Genomic DNA, 18,857 nt, shown 5'->3' with positions numbered 1-18,857 from the left:
CATGAAGCGGCGGCGGGCGTCACCGGATCGGGCGGCATCGCGGTGGCGACGACGACGCCTTGTGCCCTCGGCTGAATGCCGCTGCCGGCCAGCACCCCGGCACCGATCGGTCCGGCGGCCGACCCGGGCTGATACAAACTGATACAACTCGACTCAGGCGAACATGCTATCCGGAAACATTCCGAACACAATCGGGCGCAAGGCCGGACACATGCTTCACACTCCAGTTCCGACGACCAGCACCGCGACCTTGCTGGTGGTCGATGACGATCGCGACATTCGACAGCTCATCGCCGACAGCCTGGGCGCGCGCGGCTACCGGGTCGAGACCGCCGCCAATGCGCGCGAGATGGACCAGGTGCTGGCGCGCCTGCCGGTCGACCTGATCATCCTCGACGTGATGATGCCGGGCGAGGACGGGTTGAGCGCCTGCCGCCGCATCTCCCGCGACGACGGGCCCGAGATCGTGCTGCTCAGCGCGCTGGGCGAGGAGCATGACCGGATCCTCGGGCTCGAGGTCGGCGCCGGCCATTACCTGACCAAGCCGTGCAGCCCGCGCGAGATCCTGGCGACGGTGCGGGCGGCGCTGCGCCGGCGCGGCGGATCGGGACCGACCCAGTCGCAGCAATTCACCTTCGACGGCTGGCGCATCGACCTCGCCTCGCACGAGCTGTTCGATCCCCGGGGCGTGCTGGTCAGCCTGACCGATGGCGAGTTTGCTGTGCTGCGCGTGTTCATCGAGCGCCCGCGCCGGGTGCTGTCGCGAGAGGCATTGCTGTCGGCCGCGCGCGGCCCGGATTCGGACGCCTATGACCGGGCGATCGACGTCCAGGTCAGCCGGCTGCGGCGAAAGCTGCGCGCCGGCGGAGACGAGATCCTGCGCACCGTGCGCAACGAAGGCTATCTGTTCGTGCCGCGTGTGATCCGCGCATGAGGCGGCTCCGCGTGGGGGGCGCGGAGATCCCGTTGTTCCAGCGCATCTTCCTGGTGATGCTGGCGTGCGTCGTCTCGGTCCAGCTGCTCAACCTGATGCTGTTGCTGGTGGTGCCGGCGCCCGATGCCCGCATCACCACCATCGGCCAGATCGAACGGATGCTGCTGACCGGCAGCGATCCGCAGGGCAATCTGAAGCTGGTCCCCGGCCGCAAGGCGGACGAGGGCGACTGGACCCCGCGCGTCGATCGTATCCGCGCGGCGATGATCTTCGCGTTCCAGATGCCGGCGGACGCGGTCGAGCTCAGCTTTCCCAGCGTCAGCGGCGACGTGACGCCGGTGTTCGACCGCAGCCGCATCCCGCCGCCCACGCTGCCGCGCAGCCGTGCCGATGCCCGCGACGTCGTCATCGTCGGCGACTTCATCGTCTCCGCCCGCCGCCCGGACGGCCAGTGGGTGACGGTCACGCTGGCGCATGGCGGCTTCGACCTCTGGCGCTGGCGCGGCGTGCTGTGGCTGGGCTTTGCCGCACTGGCGGTGCTGCCCTTCGCCTGGGCGCTGGCGCGGCGGCTGGCCAAGCCGATCGGGGTGTTCGCCCAGGCGGCCGAACGTCTGGGCCGCGATCCGCGTGCCGCCCCGCTGGACCTGAAGGGCCCGCCCGAGATCGGCGAGGCGGCACAGGCGTTCAACCGGATGCAGGCGCGGCTCAATCGCTATGTCGACGATCGCTCGACCATGATCGCCGCCATCGCCCATGACCTGCGCACCCCGCTGATGCGGCTCGAGCTGCGGCTGGAGAATGCGCCCGACGACATCCGCCACGCATGCGAGAACGACGTTCGCGACATGGAGGCGATGATCACCGCCGCGCTCGCCTTCGTCCGAGACACCAGCCGCGCGGTCGCCCGCCGCCCGCTCGACCTGCGCTCGCTGGCCGAGAATGTGACCGACGACCTGGCCGATCGCGGCGAGCCTGTGACGCTGGCGCCGGGCGACCCGATCGTGGTCGAGGGCAATGTCGTGGCGCTCAAGGCGCTGTTGTCGAACCTGATCGGCAACGCCCTGAAATATGCCGGCAGCGCCGAGGTGACGCTGTCGGGGACCGAGAACCAGGCGGTGATCGAGGTCCGCGACCATGGCCCCGGCATCCCGTCGCAGGATATCGACCGCGTGTTCGAGGCCTTTTTCCGCGGCGACCGATCGCGCAACCGCGACACCGGCGGCATCGGTCTGGGCCTGGCCAGCGTCCGCGCGGTAGCACTGGCGCATGGCGGCGACGCGACGGTGGAAAACCACCCCGACGGTGGCCTGCTGGCGCGGGTGACACTCCCGGCGTAGCGGGCCGGCTTCGGCCCGCACAATGGGAGATCAGCAGCGCGTCACCCCCTACCATTGCGCATCTTGCGCCGGGCGCGATGTCCCGTCATGCTGCCGAAGATAGCGCTAACATAATCTGGCCGGTCGTCCCTCGGGACAGGCAAGGCGGCGCGCAAGGAGGGAGCAGGGGCGATGGGCATGGAACTGGGCCGGCGCGGAGTGTTGCGCGGGATCGGCGCGGGGGTCGTGGCGAGCAGCCTGCCGTCCTGCGCGCTGGCGGACGCGCTGCAAAGCGGGCGCAAGCTGGGCTATGCGGTCGTCGGGCTGGGCAGCTATGCCGTCAACCAGCTGCTGCCGCGCATCCGCGAATGCGACTATGCGAAGCTCACCGCGCTGGTCAGCGGCACGCCCGCCAAGCTCGAGAAATACGGCGCCGAATACGGCATCCCGAAGACCCACCGCTACGATTATGCCGGCTATGACCGGATCCGCGACAATCCCGACATCGACCTCGTCTATGTCGTCCTGCCCAATTCGATGCACGCCGAATATTCGATCCGCGCCAGCAAGGCGGGCAAGCATGTCCTGTGCGAAAAGCCGATGGCCAACACCGCCGCCGAGGCGGAGGCGATGATCGCCGCGGCAAGGGCGGCGAACCGCCGGCTGATGATCGGCTATCGCAGCCATTTCGAGCCGCATAATCTCTACGTCATCGACCAGATCCGGAAGGGCGCGATCGGTCGCCCGACGCTGATCACCTCCGAACACGGCTTCTATGCCAAGCCCGGCCAGTGGCGGCTGGACCGGCCGATGTCGGGCGGCGGATCGCTGATGGACATCGGCATCTACAGCCTCAATGCCGCGCGCTACCTGTCGGGCGAGGAACCGGTGCTGGTCCAGGCGATGGAATCGACCGACCGCAGCGACCCGCGCTTCGCCACGGTCGAGGACCGGATCGACTTCCAGCTCAAATTCCCCTCGGGCGCGATCGCGAATTGCGTCTCCAGCTACAGCTCGAACCACAATGCCTTCCGCGCGACGGGCACCAAGGGGTGGATCGGGATGGAGCCCGCCACCGTCTATGACGGGCACAGCATCTTCGTCCGGATCGACGGCAAGACCGGGCCGGTCGAACTGCCCAAGGCAACCAAGTCGCAATGGGCGGCGCAGATGGACGAACTGGCCAAGGCGGCGATCGAGGGGCGCGAACCGCGCGCGTCGGGCGCGGAAGGACTGCGCGACATGCGCCTGATCGAGGCGATCTACGCCTCCGCGCGCGAGGGCCGCGCGATCCGGATGACGTCGTGATCGATCGTCGCGGGGCGATTGCCAGCGGGGTGCTTGCGGCCGCACTGCTGCGCGTTCCGGCCCGGGCGCAGGTGACGAAGGACATGCGCAAGCGGATCGATGCGCTGGTCCGGCAGATGACGCTGGCGGAAAAGCTGGGGCAGATGACCCAGATGCCCGGCGGCCGGCAAAAGGCGCTCAATTCGCGGATCGACGCGGCGATGCTCGACCGCGTGCGTCGGGGTGAGGTCGGCTCGTTCCTCCATGTCGCCGGCGCAGAAGCGCTGCAAAAGCTGCAGAAGGTCGCGGTCGACGAAAGCCGGCTGGGCATCCCGCTGCTGTTCGCGATGGACGTCATCCACGGCTTTCGCACGATCCTGCCGGTGCCGCTGGCGCTTGCCGCCAGCTGGGATCCGGCGCTGATGCACGATGCCGCAAGGCTGGCGGCGGAGGAGGCGTGGGCGGCGGGGCTGCACTGGACCTTCGCGCCGATGGTCGACATCGCCCGCGACGCGCGCTGGGGCCGGGTGGTCGAGGGTGCGGGCGAGGACCCCTATCTCGGATCGCGCATGGCCGAGGCGCAGGTGCGCGGGTTCGAGGGGCCTGACCCGGCCAGCGGCCGCCGCGTCCTGTCCTGTACCAAGCATTTCGTCGGCTATGGCGCGGCATCGGGCGGGCGCGACTATGACAGCGCCGACCTGTCCGACCGCACGCTGAACGAGGTCTATCTGCCGCCGTTCCACGCGGCGATGCGCGCCGGCACCGGCAGCATGATGACCGCGTTCAACGATATCGGCGGCGTGCCGATGACCGCCAATGCCGATCTGGTCCGGCGCCAGCTGCGCGGCGACTGGGGCTACCAGGGGCTGATCGTCAGCGACTGGAACGCGATCCGCGAACTGATCGACCACGGCATCGCCGAGACCCCGGCCCAGGCCGCCGCGGCGGCGCTGAAGGCCGGGATCGACATGGACATGGCCGGGTCGGTGTATGCCGACGCGCTGGGCGACGCGGTGAAGGCGGACCGCGCGCTCCAGCCGCTGATCGACCAGGCGGTGACGCGCATCCTGTCGGCCAAGGCGCGGCTGGGGCTGTTCGATCCCGACGGCTTCGGCGATCCGGCCAGCGAGAACCGGGTGACCATCGCCTCGCGCGCAGTCGCCAGGCGTGCGGCGCAGCGGTCGATCGTCATTCTGCGCAATCAGGGCGACCTGCTGCCGCTGAAGCCCGGTCACAAGCTGGCACTGATCGGCGCGCTTGCCGACGACGCCTCGTCGACGCTGGGATCGTGGCGCGCGCGCGGCCAGGCGGACGAGGCGATCACCTTGCGCCGCGCGCTGGGGGATCGTGCCGTCTATCAGCCCGGCACCGACATCGCCGCCGCGGTCGCCGCCGCGCGCCGCGCCGACGTGGTGCTGCTGGCGATCGGCGAGGATTACGACCTGAGCGGAGAGGCGCGCAGCCGGTCCGATATCGGCCTGCCCGGCGATCAGGCGGCGTTGGTCGAGGCGATCAAGGCGACCGGCAAGCCGATCGTCGCGATCCTGATGAACGGCCGCCCGCTGGCGCTGGAAGCCACGCTGACGGGGATCGCGGCGGTGGTCGAGACCTGGTTCCTCGGGCTCGAGAGCGGCCCGGCGATCGTCGACATCCTGACCGGCGCGGTCTCGCCTGCCGGGCGCCTGCCGATGGGCATGCCGCGCGTCACCGGCCAGACGCCCCAGACCTATGCCCATCTGCCCAGCGGCCGGCCCGCCAATCCGGACCTGAGCGTCGACAGCGCGCGCTACCGCGACAGCGGGATCGGCGCGCTGTTCCCCTTCGGCCACGGCCTGTCCTATGCCCGGTTCGACTATTCGGACCTGCGCATCGGGCTGGACCGGAGCGGCAAGGGAAGCTCGGTCGAGGTCTCGCTTGCCGTGACCAACCGTTCGTCGGTCGCCGCCGAGGACGTGGTCCAGCTCTATGTCCGCGATCCCGTCGCCTCGGTCGCGCGCCCGGTGAAGGAATTGCGCGGCTTCGTGCGTGTCGCAATCGCGCCCGGCGCGACGAAGACGATCACCTTCATCCTGACCCCCGAACAGCTCGCCATCTGGCAGCCGGGCGGCCGCTGGGCGGTCGAGCCCGGCCGGATCGAGGTGATGGTCGGCGCCTCGTCCGAGGACATCCGCCTGCGCGGCAGCTACGACATCGCCGCGGCAGGCGAGGGCAAGATCCCCGCCGCGTCGATCGAGACCCGGGTGGTGGTGCGCTGATGGTCATGACCCTGACCATCGTCGCGCTCAGCATCGCCGCGGTCGTGCTGCTGGTGCTGCGGCTCAGGATGCAGCCCTTTCTCGCGCTGCTGCTCGTCGCGCTCGTCACCGGGCTGGCGTTCGGCGGCGATCCGATCAAGGTGATCGACGCGATCCGCAAGGGCACCGGCGAGGCACTGGGCTTCGTCGCGGTCGTCATCGGCCTGGGCGCGCTGCTGGGCGGCATGCTCGAGGCGTCGGGCGGCGTGCGCGCGATCGCCCACCGGCTGCTCGACCTGTTCGGCGAGCGGCGCATGCCCTGGGCGCTGACCGCGATCGGCGTGATCGTCGGCATCCCGCTGTTCTTCGACGTCGCGCTGATCATCCTCGCCCCGCTGGTCGCGACGCTGGCGATGCGGGCGCAGCGGCGGGTGACCTGGTTTGCGCTGCCGATGCTCGCGGGCCTGATGACGATGCACGCGCTGCTGCCACCGCATCCCGGGCCGGTCGCGGTCGCCGAACTGCTCGGCACCGATTACGGCCTGCTGGCGCTCTACGGCCTGGCCTGCGGCATTCCCGCCGCCATCGTCGCCGGGCCGGTCTTCGCGCGGCTGTTCCATTCGGCGCCGGGCTGGGGCGACCAGAGCACGCCGCCGATGCTCGACGAAGGCGCGCCGCAGACGCAGCCGATCGGCTTCTGGCCGGCACTGGTCGCGATGCTGGTGCCGCTGACGCTCATCATCGTCGCCGCCGTCGCTAATCAGGGGATGGCGGCGGGGCCGCTGCGTTCGGCGATCCTGTTCCTCGGCCACCCGTTCACCGCGCTCGTCATCGCCTGCCTCGGCACCATCGCCTGGCTGCGCATCCGCGCCGGCACCTCGTTCGACACGCTGTCCAGCATCATGACCCGCTCGCTGGAACCGGCGGGCGTGATGGTGCTGATCATCGGCGCCGGCGCGGCGTACAAGGAAGTGCTGATCGAATCGGGCGCGGGCGAACAGGTGACCGCCGCCGTCACCGCCGCGCAGGTGCCGGTGCTGGTCTTTGCCTTCCTTCTGGCCGCCTTCGTCCGCGTGGCGCAGGGATCGGCAACCGTCGCGATGGTCACCGCCGCCGGGCTGGCCGCGCCGCTGATCCAGGCGGCGGCGCTCAATCCCAATCGCATCGCGCTGGTCACCGTCGCGATCGCCGGCGGCGCCTCGGTCGCCAGCCATGTCAACGACACCGGCTTCTGGCTGGTGAAGCAATATCTCGGCCTGACCGAGGCGCAGACCTTTCGCAGCTGGACGATCTGCGCCACGCTGGCGGGGTTGACGATGTTCGCGATGGCGCTGATCCTGTGGCCGTTCGCGTGAGGGGAAAGACCGACATGACCGCAATCCGCATCACCCGCCGCGCGGCGCTGGCCGGCATGGCCGCCTTGCCCTTCGTCCCCGCAATCGCCGGCGCCGAGGTGGGCGGCATCACCCGGCTCGACCCCGCGCTCGATGCGGTGGTCGACGCCAACGCCCCGATCGAGATCATCGCCAGCGGCTATAAATGGGCCGAGGGACCCGCCTGGGACGTGGCGGAGAAGTGCCTCTATTTCTCCGACGTTCCCTCGAACATCGTCTATCGCTGGAAAGAGGGCGAGGGGGCGAAGGAATTCCTCAACCCCTCGGGCCTGGCCGGGCCGATCCCCGCGGGCATCCGCGAGGCCGGGGCCAACGGCCTGCTGGTCCATGACGGCAAGCTCCTGCTGGCCGACAGCGGCACCCGCCTGATCGCCGCGGTCGACCTGAAGACCCGGGCGCGCACCGTGCTGGCCGACCGCTATGACGGCAAGCGCTTCAACAGCTGCAACGATCTCGCCCGATCGTCGGACGGCGCGATCTACTTCACCGACCCGCCCTATGGCCTGGCCGAGGGCGACCAGTCGCCGCTGAAGGAACTGCCGTTCAACGGCGTGTTCCGGCTGAAGGACGGCAAGGTCGACCTGATCGACCGCAGCCTGACGCGCCCCAACGGCATCGCCGTGTCGCGCAATACGCTGTTCGTTGCCATCTCCGATCCCGACCGGCCGGAGATCCTGGCCTACACGCTCGGCACCAATGGCCTGCCCAAGGGCAAGCCGCGCGTATTCCACGACGCCCGGCCGCAGATGGCGCAGAAGCTGCCCGGCAATTGCGACGGGCTGAAACTCGACAATGAAGGCCGCGTCTATGCCACCGGCCCGGGCGGCGTCCATGTCCTGTCGCCCAAGGGCAAGCTGCTCGGCATCATCGGCACGGGCAAGGCAGTCGCCAACTGCGCGTTCGGCGAGGACGGCGGGACCCTGTTCCTGACGTCAAGCGACAGCGTGGCCCGGGTACGGCTGAAGGCGCGGGGCTATTTCCTGATGGAATCGCCTGCCTGAACTGAGGGGCTTCGACAGGCTCAGCCCGAACGGTGAATGGGGATTTCGCCCGCATATCTCCACCGTTCGCACTGAGCCTGTCGAAGGACGCCTATCCTCCAGGCGAACCGCCCCGTGGCGAGCCGGGCCTCGACAAAGCGTAGCCCGAACGGGCGGTGAGGAGGAAAAGCACGCGCGCACCGAACCCGCCTCCCCGGTTGCAGGCCCGCGCGCGACTCCCTAACCCGGTGGCATGGCCGAACCCGAGATCCACCCCGCCGCCACGGTCGTCGTGATGCGCGAGGTGGCGGACGGGCCGCCCGAACTGCTGATGGTCGAGCGGGCCAAGGCGATGTCGTTCGCCGCCGGCGCGCTGGTGTTTCCCGGCGGGCGGATCGACGCGGGCGACCATGCGCTGGCCGCGACGCTGCCGGGCGACGCGGACGAAACTGCCGCGCGCATCGCCGGGATTCGCGAAACGCTGGAGGAGGCCGGCGTCGCGGTCGGCGTCGAGCTGGATGCCGCGCACATCCCCGAACTGCGCCGCGCGCTGTACGCGGGCGAGCCGATGGCCGAGGCCTTCGCTGCCGCCCGCGCGACGCTGCATCCGGAAGCCCTGGTGCCGTTCGCGCGTTGGCTGCCGAACATGGTCCATCACAAGGTCTTCGACACCCGCTTCTACCTCGCTCGCGCGCCCGAAGGCGCCACTGCGGTGGTCGACGGCAACGAGAATAGCCGCGCCTTCTGGATGAGCGCGGCGGGCGTGCTCGCCGAATGCGCGGTCGGCCGCGCGCATGTGATCTTCCCGACGCGCCGAAACCTCGAACGGCTCGCCCTGTACCGCTCGTGGGATGCGGCGGTCGCCGACGCACGGGCGCACGAGATCCGTACCGTCACCCCCTGGATCGAGGATCGCGGGGGCGAGCGCTGGCTCTGCATCCCCGACGATCTCGGCTATCCGGTCAGCGCCGAGCCGCTCGCCACGGCCACTCGCGCATGAAGCCCCGCGCGCTGCGGCGGCTGATCAAGACCGGCATCGTCCTGTTCGTGCTGCTGCTGGCCGGGCTGCTGCTCTACATGCTGGCGCGCGACCGGCCTCAGGACCTGCCCTGGACCGCGCTCGACCTGGGCGAGCGGCCCGGCATGTTCACCGGCCGCAAGATCGCCGCGCTGCGCGAGGACTTCCCCGAATGCCAGCGGCTGATGACCCGCGCCGGCATCCGGTACCAGACGCTGGCGCCGGTCGAGGTCCGCGACCAGCCGCAATGCGGCTATTCCGACGGTCTGCGACTGGTCAGCGGCGGGTCGCTGTCGATCGACTATCTGCCCAAGGATCTCGGCACCTCCTGCCCGGTCGCGGCGGGGCTGGCGATGTGGGAATGGAATGTCGTCCAGCCCGCCGCGCGCCGCCATTTCGGCCGGCAGGTCGCGGTGATCGAACATTATGGCAGCTATAATTGCCGCCGCATCGTCGGCCGGGGCGAGGGGGTATGGAGCCAGCACGCCACCGCCAACGCGATCGACATCGCCGCCTTTCGCATGGACGACGCCACCCGCATCACGGTGAAGGGCGACTGGAACAGCCGCGACCCCCAGGTCCAGGCGTTCCTGCGCGAGGTTCGCGACGGCGCCTGCGGCCTGTTCGCGACGGTGCTGTCCCCTGATTACAACGAGGCGCACCACGACCATTTCCATTTCGACCAGGCCGATCGCGGCGCGATGGGGTGGAGGGCGTGCAGGTGAGGGCGCCTTAGCTCCCCTCCCGCCTGCGGGAGGGGCTGGGGGAGGGCATGTCCTCAACCGCAACGTCCGGGACGGCAAACAGGCCCTCCCCTAACCCCTCCCGCAAGCGGGAGGGGGACTATATTCGTCGCCCTAACTACAACTGGGCTCCCCCTACCTGGCCAGGAACGGGAAGAACTCCCTCAGTTCGACAGCGCCGCCCCGTCGACCTTCTCCACCCATTGCGGGAAGAATGCCGGCTGGCGGCTCGACCAGCCCGAGGCCGTCGCCGCGGCTTCGCTGATCGACTGGAGCAGCTTGCGGCGCAGGTCGGGGTGGAGATGGGGCAGGGCGGCCGCCGAGCAGAAGGCGGCGGGCAGCCATGGCCGCACCTCGGCGCCGACGAGGCGCTCGTAGAGGAAGCGATAGGCGGAGAAGTTGGTCAGCCGCCCCTGGCTCAGGTCGAACGCGGTGACGGTGATCAGCGGCGCCAGGAACGGCTCGATCGCGTCCAGGCTGCTCTCGCCGGGCAACAATGCGCGCACCTCGACCAGGCGATCGTACATGCGGGCCTGGGCGCGGATGCTGGCGGCCTCGACCACGTCGCGCGACCAGCGAAGCATCGCGTCCTCGCGCTCCAGTCCGATGTCGAGCGCGCGGCGAATATAGCGCTGGGTCGCGGCCGTGAAGCCGGCGAATTCCTTCATCTCGGCCAGCGTCATCGCGCCTTCTGCCGGTTTCATCCTAGAGGCCATTTGAGCAACTCCCACCCCGATAGAGACTACCAGGACAGATCATGCGCTCGCTCGGTTGACGCAGCGCTTAATCTGCCGTTTTCCCGCGTTCATCAACAGAACCTCTTTCTTTGTGCGTTGCAACAAGCATTGCGACGAACGGAGGATACTGCACGGATCGTGCGCCCAGTGATGCGCTTTCGCCACAGCTGCGTCAGCCTGTGGCGGTTACCTAGTTGGCGAATCCGCACGGCCGCGAATCCGTTTCGTCGTCGAGACGAATCGATCGGTTCCACGGCTCGTCGATGGATGGAAACGGTTCATCGGAGAGTCAGGTTCGCCGACCCCCGCCCATCGGCTGACCGCAACGTTTCATCCCGTCTGACGGGCCGATGGGTGGACGTTCGCGGCCCGCTCTGGTCAACAGCATCCACCGACGCAAACCGACCGGGGGGTCACGAAATTGTCTCTGCAAGCTGTAACTGCGCGTTTTGCGCTGCTGGCCGCGCTTTGCCTGGCGATGGCGACCCCGGCCCAGGCTCGTTCGGGCTTTCTCCAGTGCGTTCCCTTCGCCCGTCAGGTGTCCGGCATCGACATTCGCGGCAACGCCTGGACCTGGTGGGACCAGGCCGCCGGCCGCTACGAGCGCGGCGGCCAGCCCAAGGTCGGATCGGTCATGTCGTTCAAGCGCACCGGCCGTAACCCCTATGGTCATGTCGCGATGGTCTCGAAGATCGTCAGCGAGCGCGAAGTCCTGCTGACCCACGCCAACTGGTCCTATCGCGGCGGCATCGAGCGCAACGTCCGCGCCGTCGACGTCTCGGCGGCCGGCGACTGGAGCGAAGTGAAGGTGTGGTACGCCCCCAATGGCGGCCTCGGCACCACTGTCTTCCCGGTCAACGGCTTCATCTATTCGGACGGCGCGCCCGAAGAGCCGGCCGAGCCCGTCACCGCCCCGCCGCTGTTCAAGCTCGACATGACGGCGCTGGCCGAGAAGACCGGCCTCGGCGGTTGATCGCCCGCGGGACCGGCATGCGGCCCCGCTCACGCTCGACCCGCCTCACGCCTTTGGCGTGAACTTCATCGCCACCCCGTTCATGCAATAGCGTTTGCCGGTCGGCTTCGGCCCGTCGTCGAACACATGACCCAGATGCCCGCCGCATCGCCGGCACAGCACCTCGGTCCGCGCCATGCCCAGGCTGCGGTCGGTGCGGGTGATCACCGCCCGCGGCAGCGGTGCATAGAAGCTCGGCCAGCCGGTGCCGCTCTCGAACTTGGTCGTCGACGAAAACAGCGGCAGCGCGCATCCGGCACAGGCGAAGGTCCCGGCGCGATGCTCCTTGTTGAGCGGACTGGTCCCGGCAAATTCGGTCGATCCCTTGCGCAGCACGTCATAGGCCTGCGGGCTCAGCCGCTTGCGCCACTCGGCATCGCTCAGCGTCAACTCGAACTTCTGCGCCGCCTGGCTCTCGCCGGGCGAACACCCCACCACCGCCACGACCGCCCCGCCTCCGGCGGCGGCCAGCAGCTTGCGTCGCGTGAACTGCATCGGGTTGCTCCTTCAAGGGGATAGGTGGGGGCGCGGCAAGGGTACGCCAAGGGGGAGGGGCGCCCCATAAACTTCCCTCCCGCAAGCGGAAGGGGGGACTGGATCGCCCGCCCCTCGAGTTTCCTCCCTCGCGAAGCGGGGGAGGGGGACCGCGCCCGCAGGGCGTGGTGGAGGGGGCCTCTCCCCGCGAGCGTCATATTAGAGGCAGCGTCGCGCATGCCCCCTCCACCCCTCGCTACGCGAGCGGTCCCCCTCACCCTGAGCTGCGCTCCGGGAGGAAAGAGCTTACCGAACCACGCCCGCCTTGCGATTCTCCACCTCCGGCACCTCGCTCACCCGCGCATCCCACGCGTTCGACTCCTGCCAGCGATCGTCCGAATCGAATATGGTGACGCTCAGGTCGCGCTCGATCACGAACAGGCCGCGGCCATCGCCGATCTGGTCGTCCTCGACGCGGTAGAGCCTGCCCGGGCGCAACGGTACCGGGGCGACGTCCTGGACGTAGCAGTCGGAAGGCAACTGGCCGTAGCGGACCGGATAGGGCCGCTCGGTGCAGCCGTCCTTCGCGTGGATCGACCAGATGATGCCCGCCTGCGATCGGATCGAGAAGGCGCCGACCATCCTGTCCTCGGATGCCTCGAACGCCAGCCTGCCGCCGCTGGCGACCGCGCGGATGTCGAAGCCGGGCGGCTGGCACCCGCTCAGGCCCAGCGCACCGGCGAGGACGAGCCATCTGATCATGTGCGCCTGCTCCCGATCGTCGATGGCGGATCAACAATCGGCAGGAGGGAAGGATGCTGTGACAAACTCCCCTCCCGCCTGCGGGAGGGGCTGGGGGAGGGCATGTCCTCAACCGCAACGTCCGGGACGGCAAACAGGCCCTCCCCTAACCCCTCCCGCAAGCGGAAGGGGGACTGAACCGCCGCAGCCGTGACCCGGCCTCAATAGCGGCTCAATTCCACGGGCATCTTCCTGTACCCGTGGACGAAGCACGCGGCGATCCGCTCGGGCTCCGCCAGCGTGTTCACCCGCAGGCGGCGCTTGGCCATTTCCTCCATCAAGATCCCGATCTGCAGCTCGGCCAGCCTTGCGCCGACGCAGCGGTGGATGCCGTGGCCGAAGGCCAGGTGGCGGCGGGCATTCTCGCGCTCGATGCGCAGGCTGTCGGCATCGGGGAAGACGCTTTCGTCGCGATTGGCGGAGACGTACCACAGCGCCAGCTTGTCGCCCTCGCGGATGCGCATGCCCTCCACCTCGGTATCCTGCGTGGCGGTGCGGCGCATGTGCGACAGCGGCGTCTGCCAGCGGATGATCTCCTGCGTCGCATTGGTGATCAGGCCCGGATCGGCCTCCAGCTTCGCCCGCTCCTTGGGAAACTGGTTCAGGGCCCAGGCATAGGCGCTCATCGAATTGCGCGTCGTGTCATTGCCGCCGACGATCAGCAGGATCAGGTTCCCCAGGAATTCCATCTGGTCCATGTGCGACATCGCGTCCGAATGGATCATCATCGAGATCAGGTCGGGGCTCGGCTCCTTGCCGATCTTGCCCTGCCACAAATTGCCGAAATAGGCGGCGCATTCGAACAGGATCTTCTGCCGCTCGATCTTGCGCACCGGATCCTTGGCGATCTCGATATCGCCGGCCCAGTCGGACCAGTAGGTCAGCTTGCGCCGGTCCTCCCAGGGAAAGTCGAACAGGATCGCCAGCATCTGGGTGGTCAGCTCGATCGACACCTCGTCGACCCAGTCGAAGGGCTTGCCCACCGGCAGCGCGTCGAGAATCTCGGCGGTGCGCATGCGGATATTGTCGGTCATCCGCACCATTTCGGACGGGGTGAAGGCGGGGGCGACGGTGCGGCGCTGGCCGGTATGCTTGGGCCGGTCCATCGCGATGAACATCGGCATCTTGATGTCGCCGTCCTGCAGGTCGGCGACGGTGATCCCGCCCGCCTCGGACGAAAAGAGCTCGGGCAGCGACTCGATATGGACGATCGGCTTGTAGGTCGACACCGACCAGAAGGGGCCGAAGGCACTGTTCTCGGTATAATAGAGCGGCGCCCTGGCGCGCAGCTCGCGGAACGGCTCGTGCCAGGTGTCGTCGCGGTACAATTCGGGCCGGCTCATATCGAGCGGATCGACCGCATGCTCGGGCTGCGGGGCAAGCGTCGCCATGGTCCTCTCCCTTGTCGTTGACGGGAATAGGCCCTTAACTGACACGACTGTCAATAGCGCTATGGCCGGTCAGTCGGCGAAGGGATCGTCGCTTGCGGCGGGCGGGTCGGCAAAGGGATCCTCGCGCGTCGTCGGCGCAGCGCGGCGGGCAGGGGCCTCGCGCCGCGCCGCCTCGGGTGCTTTCGCCTCTGGCGCAGGCTCGGCCTGGCGGTCGAGACCGGGAACGACCTTGCCCCGTCGGGAGGGTGGTAGCGAATAGCGTTCTGGCTCCGTTTCGACCCATTCACCCCGGGTCCACCAGGTGTCGTTGCCCCGGTAACTCGCCGGGTCGGCAAAGACGCTGTTCGCTCCGAACTCGGCATCGTCATAGGAGTCCGACTCCTGCTGCTGGCGCATGATCAGGATCGCCAGGGCGATCACGGCAAGGACCGCGATCAGCGCGACGATCACCACGCCGGAGATCAGCAACGCATTGCCGCCCGAGGAGTCGCGCTGAATCCCGGCGGACCCGGCGGGGTTCGACCAGTCGTTCGCTTTCCCGGATATCGGGGCGGCAGGTGCGGGCGGCGCGGGTGCCGGCGCAGGGCCGGCCACCGGCGTCCGCCGCAACCCGTCGAGGATCGACTGCGCCGCGACCAGGATCGTTCCACCGATGAACACCACCCCGCCCAAGATGCCCAGCATCAGCCGCCGGGGCGCGCCGGTATCGGCATAGTCCTGATAATCGAACTCCGCCGGCAGCAGCACCGCCGACAGCAGCGCGAGCGCCCCCAGCGCCAGCAATCCGTAACCCAGTCCCTTCATCCTGCCCCTCCCACAGGGATCCGCCGGCCGCTCAGGCCGCCGGCGCCTCTGCCGCCTGCGGTGTCTCGCCCGCCGTCTTGCGCCGTGCCGAGCGCCGCTTCGGGTTGCCCGATTTCAGCACCCCGCGGCGGAACAGCCGCGCGCTGATCGCGACCACGATCCCGACCCACAGCGCCTGCCAGGCAAGCGCCAGCAGATGCGGCCACAGCTCGGGCGCGTTGGCCGCGCGCGCCGCCATCGCGCTGGGCGAGCTGAGCGGAAAAATCTCCGCCGCCAGCGCCAGCCAGCTTTCGGGATGCGCCGCGCCATAGGTGGCGAAGCCCAGCACCGCGACCTGGACGATCGTGATCGGCAGCGACAGCATCTGCAGCTCGCGCTGGGTCGATGCCAGCGCGCCGATGCCCAGGAACACCGCGCTGAGCAACAGATAGGCGGTGGTGAAATAGGCGAGGAACAGCAGCGGAAAGACCGGGCCGACCGCCGCGCCCAGCTCGGTCAGGCCGATCGCCATCGTATCGGGCATCAGCCGCGGCAGCGCCGTCAGCAGCGTCCCCCAGAAGGCGACGAACAGCAGCGCGGTGCCGAACGCGCCCAGCAGCTTGCCGAAGAACACGCTTTCCAGCGGCACCGCGGCGGCCAGCACCTCGATCACCTTGTTCGACCGCTCCTCCGCCATCGCGCCGACCGCCTGGCCCGACAGCATGACGGTCAGCAGGAACACGCCCAGCGCGGCGAAATAGGCGACCTGGCTCTGGCCGCTGGTGCTCGCCTGGGCCCGGACGGTCGATTCCAGCTCAGGGGTGCTCAGCGGGGTCAGGCTGCCCGATCGCTCGATCCGCAACGTCTGTTCGGCCAGCTGGGCGAGGAAGTTCGCCTCGCTCCGCGCGCTGGGCACATAGAGGATGTGCGGTCGGTCGAGCGGACCCGACAGGATCGCGGTCGCCTCGATGTCCTTGCGGTCCAGCATCGCGCGGGCCTGGACCCGCGCATCGCCTGCGGGAGTCTCGATCACCAGCGGCGGGCGCACGCCGGGCACGCTGAACACGCTGCGCAACTGACGGTCGGCGGCCAGGATCGCCGGCGATTGCGCGGCGGGCGCGAGGATGACGATCCGCTGGTTCTTCTCGCCGCTGCCCGCGACGGTCGATGCGCCCATGCCGCCGATCAGCGCAAAGCCGAGCATCAGCAGCGGGGCGAGCAGGAACAGGATGAAGGTGGGCGTCATCACCGTCGCGGTGAGGTCGCGCCGGGCGATGGTAAGCGCCTGGCGCAGGCCGCGTCCGAATGGGCTCATGCCGCATCCTCCCCGCGCAGCGCATCGGCACCGACGATCCTCACAAACGCGTCGTGCAGCCCCGGCCGCTCGATCGACAGGCCCGAAATGCCGTATCCGGCCCCGATCAGCGTCACCAACAGGCTCTCCATCCCTTCGTCCGGCACGGTAAAGCGCCAGCTGCCGTCGTCATGCTCGGCATCGGCCGGCAACAGCGCGCGCAGCGCGTCGCCGTCGCTGCGCGGCGTGTACAGCGCCTTGGCGGGCAGCAGCCCGCGCGCCTGCGCCACCGTCCCCTCGAACTTCACGGTGCCGCCAGCGATGATCGACAGCCGCTCGCACAGCCGCTCGGCATGCGCCATGACATGGGTGGAGAACAGGATCGTCGCGCCGCGATCGCGCTGCGCCAGGATCAGCTGCTCCAGCTTCTCCTGGTTGACCGGGTCCAGCCCCGAAAAGGGCTCGTCCAGCACCAGCAATTCGGGTTCGTGCACCACCGATCCCAGCAGCTGGACCAGTTGCGCCATGCCCTTGGACAGCTTGCGGATCTTCTCGTCCCTGGCGTGGCCCAGCCCCGCTTCCTCCATCAGCACGTCGGCGCGCCTGCGCCCCTCGCGCCAGGGCAGGCCGCGCAGCGCGCCCATGAAGGCGATCGCGTCGCGGCACTTCATCGCCGGGTACAGGCCGCGCTCCTCGGGCAGATAGCCGACCCGGTCGCTCGCGTCGCGCGGGCTGTCGCTGCCCAGCAGCGTGCGTGCGCCCGAATCGGGCTCGATGATGCCCAGCAGCATGCGCAGCGTCGTGGTCTTGCCCGCGCCATTGGGGCCCAGCACGCCATAGATGCTGCCCTTCTGCACGGCGATGCTGACCCCGTCGACCACGCGGCGATCGCCGAACTTCTTGACGAGATGGTCGGCGCTGACCGCCAGGTTACTGTTCAAAACCGCGTGACTCCTCTGCCCCGCTTCGTGGTAGCGGGTGCGCGTGGCGCAGCACAAGTCGCTCGAATTGCGTATCCGCGAGAAGGCGGCCGAACTGGGCTTCGCCGCGTGCGGCATCGCGCCCGCCGATGCCGCGCCGCTGGCCGGGCAAAGGCTGCGCCAGTGGCTGGACGAGGGCGCGCACGGATCGATGATCTGGATGGAGGAGCGCGCGCATCATCGCGAGCGCCCGGCCGGGCTGTGGCCGCAGGTGCGCAGCGTGATCTCGCTGGGGATGAGTTATGCCCCCGGCCTCGATCCGCTGGCGCTGGCCGGGGCCGGGGAACATGGGCGCATCTCGGTCTATGCCCAGGGCGGCGATTACCACGACGTGGTCAAGAAGGCGCTGAAGGCGCTGGGCCGGTGGCTGGCGCAGAGCGCGCCGGCGGGCAGCGGCGTCGACCTGAAGGTGTTCGTCGATACCGCGCCGGTGATGGAAAAGCCGCTGGCCGAGGCGGCGGGGCTGGGCTGGCAGGGCAAGCATACCAATCTGGTCAGCCGCGACCATGGCAGCTGGCTGTTCCTCGGCGCGATCTACACCACGCTCGATCTGGCGCCCGACCTGCCCGCGCGCGACAGCTGCGGCAGCTGCACCGCCTGCCAGGCGGCATGCCCGACCGATGCGTTCCCTGCGCCCTATCGCCTCGATGCGCGGCGCTGCATCTCGTACCTGACGATCGAGCACAAGGGGCCGATCCCGCCCGAATTCCGCGAGGCGATCGGCAACCGCATCTATGGCTGCGACGATTGCCTGGCGGTGTGCCCCTGGAACAAGTTCGCCCACGCCGCTGCCACCAACCGCGCCTTCGCCCCGCGCGCCGAACTGACCGCACCCGAACTGGCCGACCTGATGGCGCTGGACGACGCGGACTTCCGCCAGGTCTTCTCCGGCTCCCCGATCAAGCGCATCGGCCGCGACCGCATGGTCCGCAACTGCCTGATCGCCGCGGGCAACAGCGGCAGCGCAGCGCTGGCGGGGCAGGTGGCGGGGCTGCTCGACGACCCGTCGCCCGAGGTGCGGGGCGCGGCGGTGTGGGCGCTGGGCCGGCTGGACCCGGCGCGGTGGCGTGTGGAGCGCGACGTGCGTGCGCTTGCGGAAACGGACGCATCGGTAAGGGAGGAGTGGGCCGCCTGACCTTCGAGTCCTGCCGGGCAACCCGCCCGCACCGTCACGCGTCCGGGATGGAGGATGGGTGGACCCCGGGACTACGCCCCACAACTGTCCGGGATTCACAGGTTGAGGGTCATTTGGGGATTTTGTGGCAGTTTTGCTGGCTGGATTGGTGGTGGTTTGGCTCGTCCAGAGAGGTCGAGCCTGCTGAACAGTGCGACCCTGATGCGGGTGATGAGGGCCTGTGGCTCCCGGCGGTGTGAGATGGCGCAGGTTTGTCGCAGCATGCGCAGGAGCAGGAATGCGATCATGGCGGCGTAGATCTGGATTTTGACGGCGTTTTCGCTGCGTCCGATGAAGCGTTTGAT

The 18,857-nt window shown here is 69.1% G+C and carries 17 protein-coding genes and 1 pseudogene; 10 read left to right on the top strand and 8 right to left on the bottom strand.

The genetic code is table 11. The features are described from left to right. Positions 1-211: 211 nt before the first annotated feature. From TPR58_RS20390 to TPR58_RS20355, 8 genes are all read left to right on the top strand, one after another. Entirely contained in the window at positions 212-934 is a 723-nt protein-coding gene (locus tag TPR58_RS20390) for a response regulator (protein ID WP_346248602.1), read from the top strand. After that, positions 931-2,271: an ATP-binding protein gene (locus TPR58_RS20385; RefSeq protein WP_346248601.1), complete on the top strand. Its 1,341-nt coding sequence runs from the start codon at positions 931-933 to the stop codon at positions 2,269-2,271. The genes TPR58_RS20390 and TPR58_RS20385 overlap by 4 nt, the downstream gene beginning before the upstream one ends. A gap of 177 nt (positions 2,272-2,448) precedes the next feature. Continuing rightward, the gene (locus tag TPR58_RS20380; RefSeq protein ID WP_346248698.1) at positions 2,449-3,558 is read left to right on the top strand and encodes a Gfo/Idh/MocA family protein; all 1,110 of its coding nucleotides are present in this window, start codon (positions 2,449-2,451) and stop codon (positions 3,556-3,558) included. Further along, positions 3,555-5,792 carry a glycoside hydrolase family 3 N-terminal domain-containing protein gene (locus TPR58_RS20375; protein ID WP_346248600.1) on the top strand — a complete coding sequence of 746 codons (2,238 nt, stop codon included), beginning with the start codon at positions 3,555-3,557 and terminating at the stop codon, positions 5,790-5,792. Before TPR58_RS20380 ends, TPR58_RS20375 begins: the two co-directional genes overlap by 4 nt. Beyond that, positions 5,792-7,126: a GntT/GntP/DsdX family permease gene (locus tag TPR58_RS20370; protein ID WP_346248599.1), complete on the top strand. Its 1,335-nt coding sequence runs from the start codon at positions 5,792-5,794 to the stop codon at positions 7,124-7,126. The genes TPR58_RS20375 and TPR58_RS20370 overlap by 1 nt, the downstream gene beginning before the upstream one ends. A gap of 14 nt (positions 7,127-7,140) precedes the next feature. Continuing rightward, positions 7,141-8,166: an SMP-30/gluconolactonase/LRE family protein gene (locus tag TPR58_RS20365; RefSeq protein WP_346248598.1), complete on the top strand. Its 1,026-nt coding sequence runs from the start codon at positions 7,141-7,143 to the stop codon at positions 8,164-8,166. Positions 8,167-8,398: 232 nt separating this feature from the next. Continuing rightward, entirely contained in the window at positions 8,399-9,145 is a 747-nt protein-coding gene (locus TPR58_RS20360) for an NUDIX hydrolase (RefSeq protein ID WP_346248597.1), read from the top strand. Then, positions 9,142-9,888, top strand: coding sequence for an extensin-like domain-containing protein (locus TPR58_RS20355; protein WP_346248596.1), 747 nt, complete (start codon positions 9,142-9,144; stop codon positions 9,886-9,888). The genes TPR58_RS20360 and TPR58_RS20355 overlap by 4 nt, the downstream gene beginning before the upstream one ends. Before the next feature lie 182 nt (positions 9,889-10,070). Here the strand turns inward: TPR58_RS20355 and TPR58_RS20350 are convergent, their stop codons facing one another. Then, positions 10,071-10,622, bottom strand: a complete 552-nt coding sequence (locus TPR58_RS20350; RefSeq protein WP_346248595.1) for a hypothetical protein — start codon at positions 10,620-10,622, stop codon at positions 10,071-10,073. 442 nt (positions 10,623-11,064) lie between these two features. Between TPR58_RS20350 and TPR58_RS20345 the strand changes: the two genes are divergently transcribed. Then, the gene (locus tag TPR58_RS20345) at positions 11,065-11,616 is read left to right on the top strand and encodes a CHAP domain-containing protein (protein ID WP_346248594.1); all 552 of its coding nucleotides are present in this window, start codon (positions 11,065-11,067) and stop codon (positions 11,614-11,616) included. 45 nt (positions 11,617-11,661) lie between these two features. Here the strand turns inward: TPR58_RS20345 and msrB are convergent, their stop codons facing one another. The 6 genes from msrB to TPR58_RS20315 all read right to left on the bottom strand — a co-directional run bounded on the left by msrB (position 11,662) and on the right by TPR58_RS20315 (position 17,339). Continuing rightward, the gene (gene msrB, locus TPR58_RS20340) at positions 11,662-12,150 is read right to left on the bottom strand and encodes a peptide-methionine (R)-S-oxide reductase MsrB (RefSeq protein WP_346248593.1); all 489 of its coding nucleotides are present in this window, start codon (positions 12,148-12,150) and stop codon (positions 11,662-11,664) included. 285 nt (positions 12,151-12,435) lie between these two features. Beyond that, a complete protein-coding gene (locus TPR58_RS20335; protein WP_346248592.1) occupies positions 12,436-12,891 on the bottom strand; it encodes a hypothetical protein in 456 nt (151 codons plus the stop codon). A gap of 200 nt (positions 12,892-13,091) precedes the next feature. After that, positions 13,092-14,321, bottom strand: a complete 1,230-nt coding sequence (locus tag TPR58_RS20330) for a cytochrome P450 (RefSeq protein ID WP_346248591.1) — start codon at positions 14,319-14,321, stop codon at positions 13,092-13,094. 69 nt (positions 14,322-14,390) lie between these two features. Beyond that, the gene (locus TPR58_RS20325) at positions 14,391-15,125 is read right to left on the bottom strand and encodes a hypothetical protein (RefSeq protein ID WP_346248590.1); all 735 of its coding nucleotides are present in this window, start codon (positions 15,123-15,125) and stop codon (positions 14,391-14,393) included. A gap of 31 nt (positions 15,126-15,156) precedes the next feature. Beyond that, positions 15,157-16,419, bottom strand: a complete 1,263-nt coding sequence (locus TPR58_RS20320) for an ABC transporter permease (RefSeq protein ID WP_346248589.1) — start codon at positions 16,417-16,419, stop codon at positions 15,157-15,159. Next, complete coding sequence (locus tag TPR58_RS20315) at positions 16,416-17,339, bottom strand: ABC transporter ATP-binding protein (RefSeq protein WP_346248588.1); 924 nt, start codon at positions 17,337-17,339, stop codon at positions 16,416-16,418. The genes TPR58_RS20320 and TPR58_RS20315 overlap by 4 nt, the downstream gene beginning before the upstream one ends. Before the next feature lie 43 nt (positions 17,340-17,382). Here TPR58_RS20315 and queG point away from each other — a divergent pair, with 43 nt between their 5' ends. Beyond that, complete coding sequence (queG, locus tag TPR58_RS20310) at positions 17,383-18,513, top strand: tRNA epoxyqueuosine(34) reductase QueG (protein ID WP_346248587.1); 1,131 nt, start codon at positions 17,383-17,385, stop codon at positions 18,511-18,513. Between the two features lie 95 nt (positions 18,514-18,608). Here queG and TPR58_RS20305 read toward each other — a convergent pair. Beyond that, positions 18,609-18,857 (bottom strand): annotated as a pseudogene (locus tag TPR58_RS20305) (hypothetical protein); the annotation flags it as partial.

The organism is Sphingomonas rustica (assembly GCF_039652585.1).
Taxonomy (GTDB): domain Bacteria; phylum Pseudomonadota; class Alphaproteobacteria; order Sphingomonadales; family Sphingomonadaceae; genus Sphingomonas; species Sphingomonas rustica.
This window is presented reverse-complemented; position numbering and strand designations above follow the sequence as displayed.

Coding starts and splice junctions, on each gene's coding strand:
- TPR58_RS20350 (WP_346248595.1), bottom strand. CDS start 10,622: ATGGCCTCTAGGATGAAACCGGCAGAAGGCGCGATGACGCTGGCCGAG.
- TPR58_RS20330 (WP_346248591.1), bottom strand. CDS start 14,321: ATGGCGACGCTTGCCCCGCAGCCCGAGCATGCGGTCGATCCGCTCGAT.
- TPR58_RS20365 (WP_346248598.1), top strand. CDS start 7,141: ATGACCGCAATCCGCATCACCCGCCGCGCGGCGCTGGCCGGCATGGCC.
- msrB (WP_346248593.1), bottom strand. CDS start 12,150: ATGCAGTTCACGCGACGCAAGCTGCTGGCCGCCGCCGGAGGCGGGGCG.
- TPR58_RS20320 (WP_346248589.1), bottom strand. CDS start 16,419: ATGAGCCCATTCGGACGCGGCCTGCGCCAGGCGCTTACCATCGCCCGG.
- TPR58_RS20355 (WP_346248596.1), top strand. CDS start 9,142: ATGAAGCCCCGCGCGCTGCGGCGGCTGATCAAGACCGGCATCGTCCTG.
- TPR58_RS20385 (WP_346248601.1), top strand. CDS start 931: ATGAGGCGGCTCCGCGTGGGGGGCGCGGAGATCCCGTTGTTCCAGCGC.
- TPR58_RS20325 (WP_346248590.1), bottom strand. CDS start 15,125: ATGAAGGGACTGGGTTACGGATTGCTGGCGCTGGGGGCGCTCGCGCTG.
- TPR58_RS20335 (WP_346248592.1), bottom strand. CDS start 12,891: ATGATCAGATGGCTCGTCCTCGCCGGTGCGCTGGGCCTGAGCGGGTGC.
- TPR58_RS20390 (WP_346248602.1), top strand. CDS start 212: ATGCTTCACACTCCAGTTCCGACGACCAGCACCGCGACCTTGCTGGTG.
- TPR58_RS20370 (WP_346248599.1), top strand. CDS start 5,792: ATGGTCATGACCCTGACCATCGTCGCGCTCAGCATCGCCGCGGTCGTG.
- TPR58_RS20380 (WP_346248698.1), top strand. CDS start 2,449: ATGGAACTGGGCCGGCGCGGAGTGTTGCGCGGGATCGGCGCGGGGGTC.
- TPR58_RS20360 (WP_346248597.1), top strand. CDS start 8,399: ATGGCCGAACCCGAGATCCACCCCGCCGCCACGGTCGTCGTGATGCGC.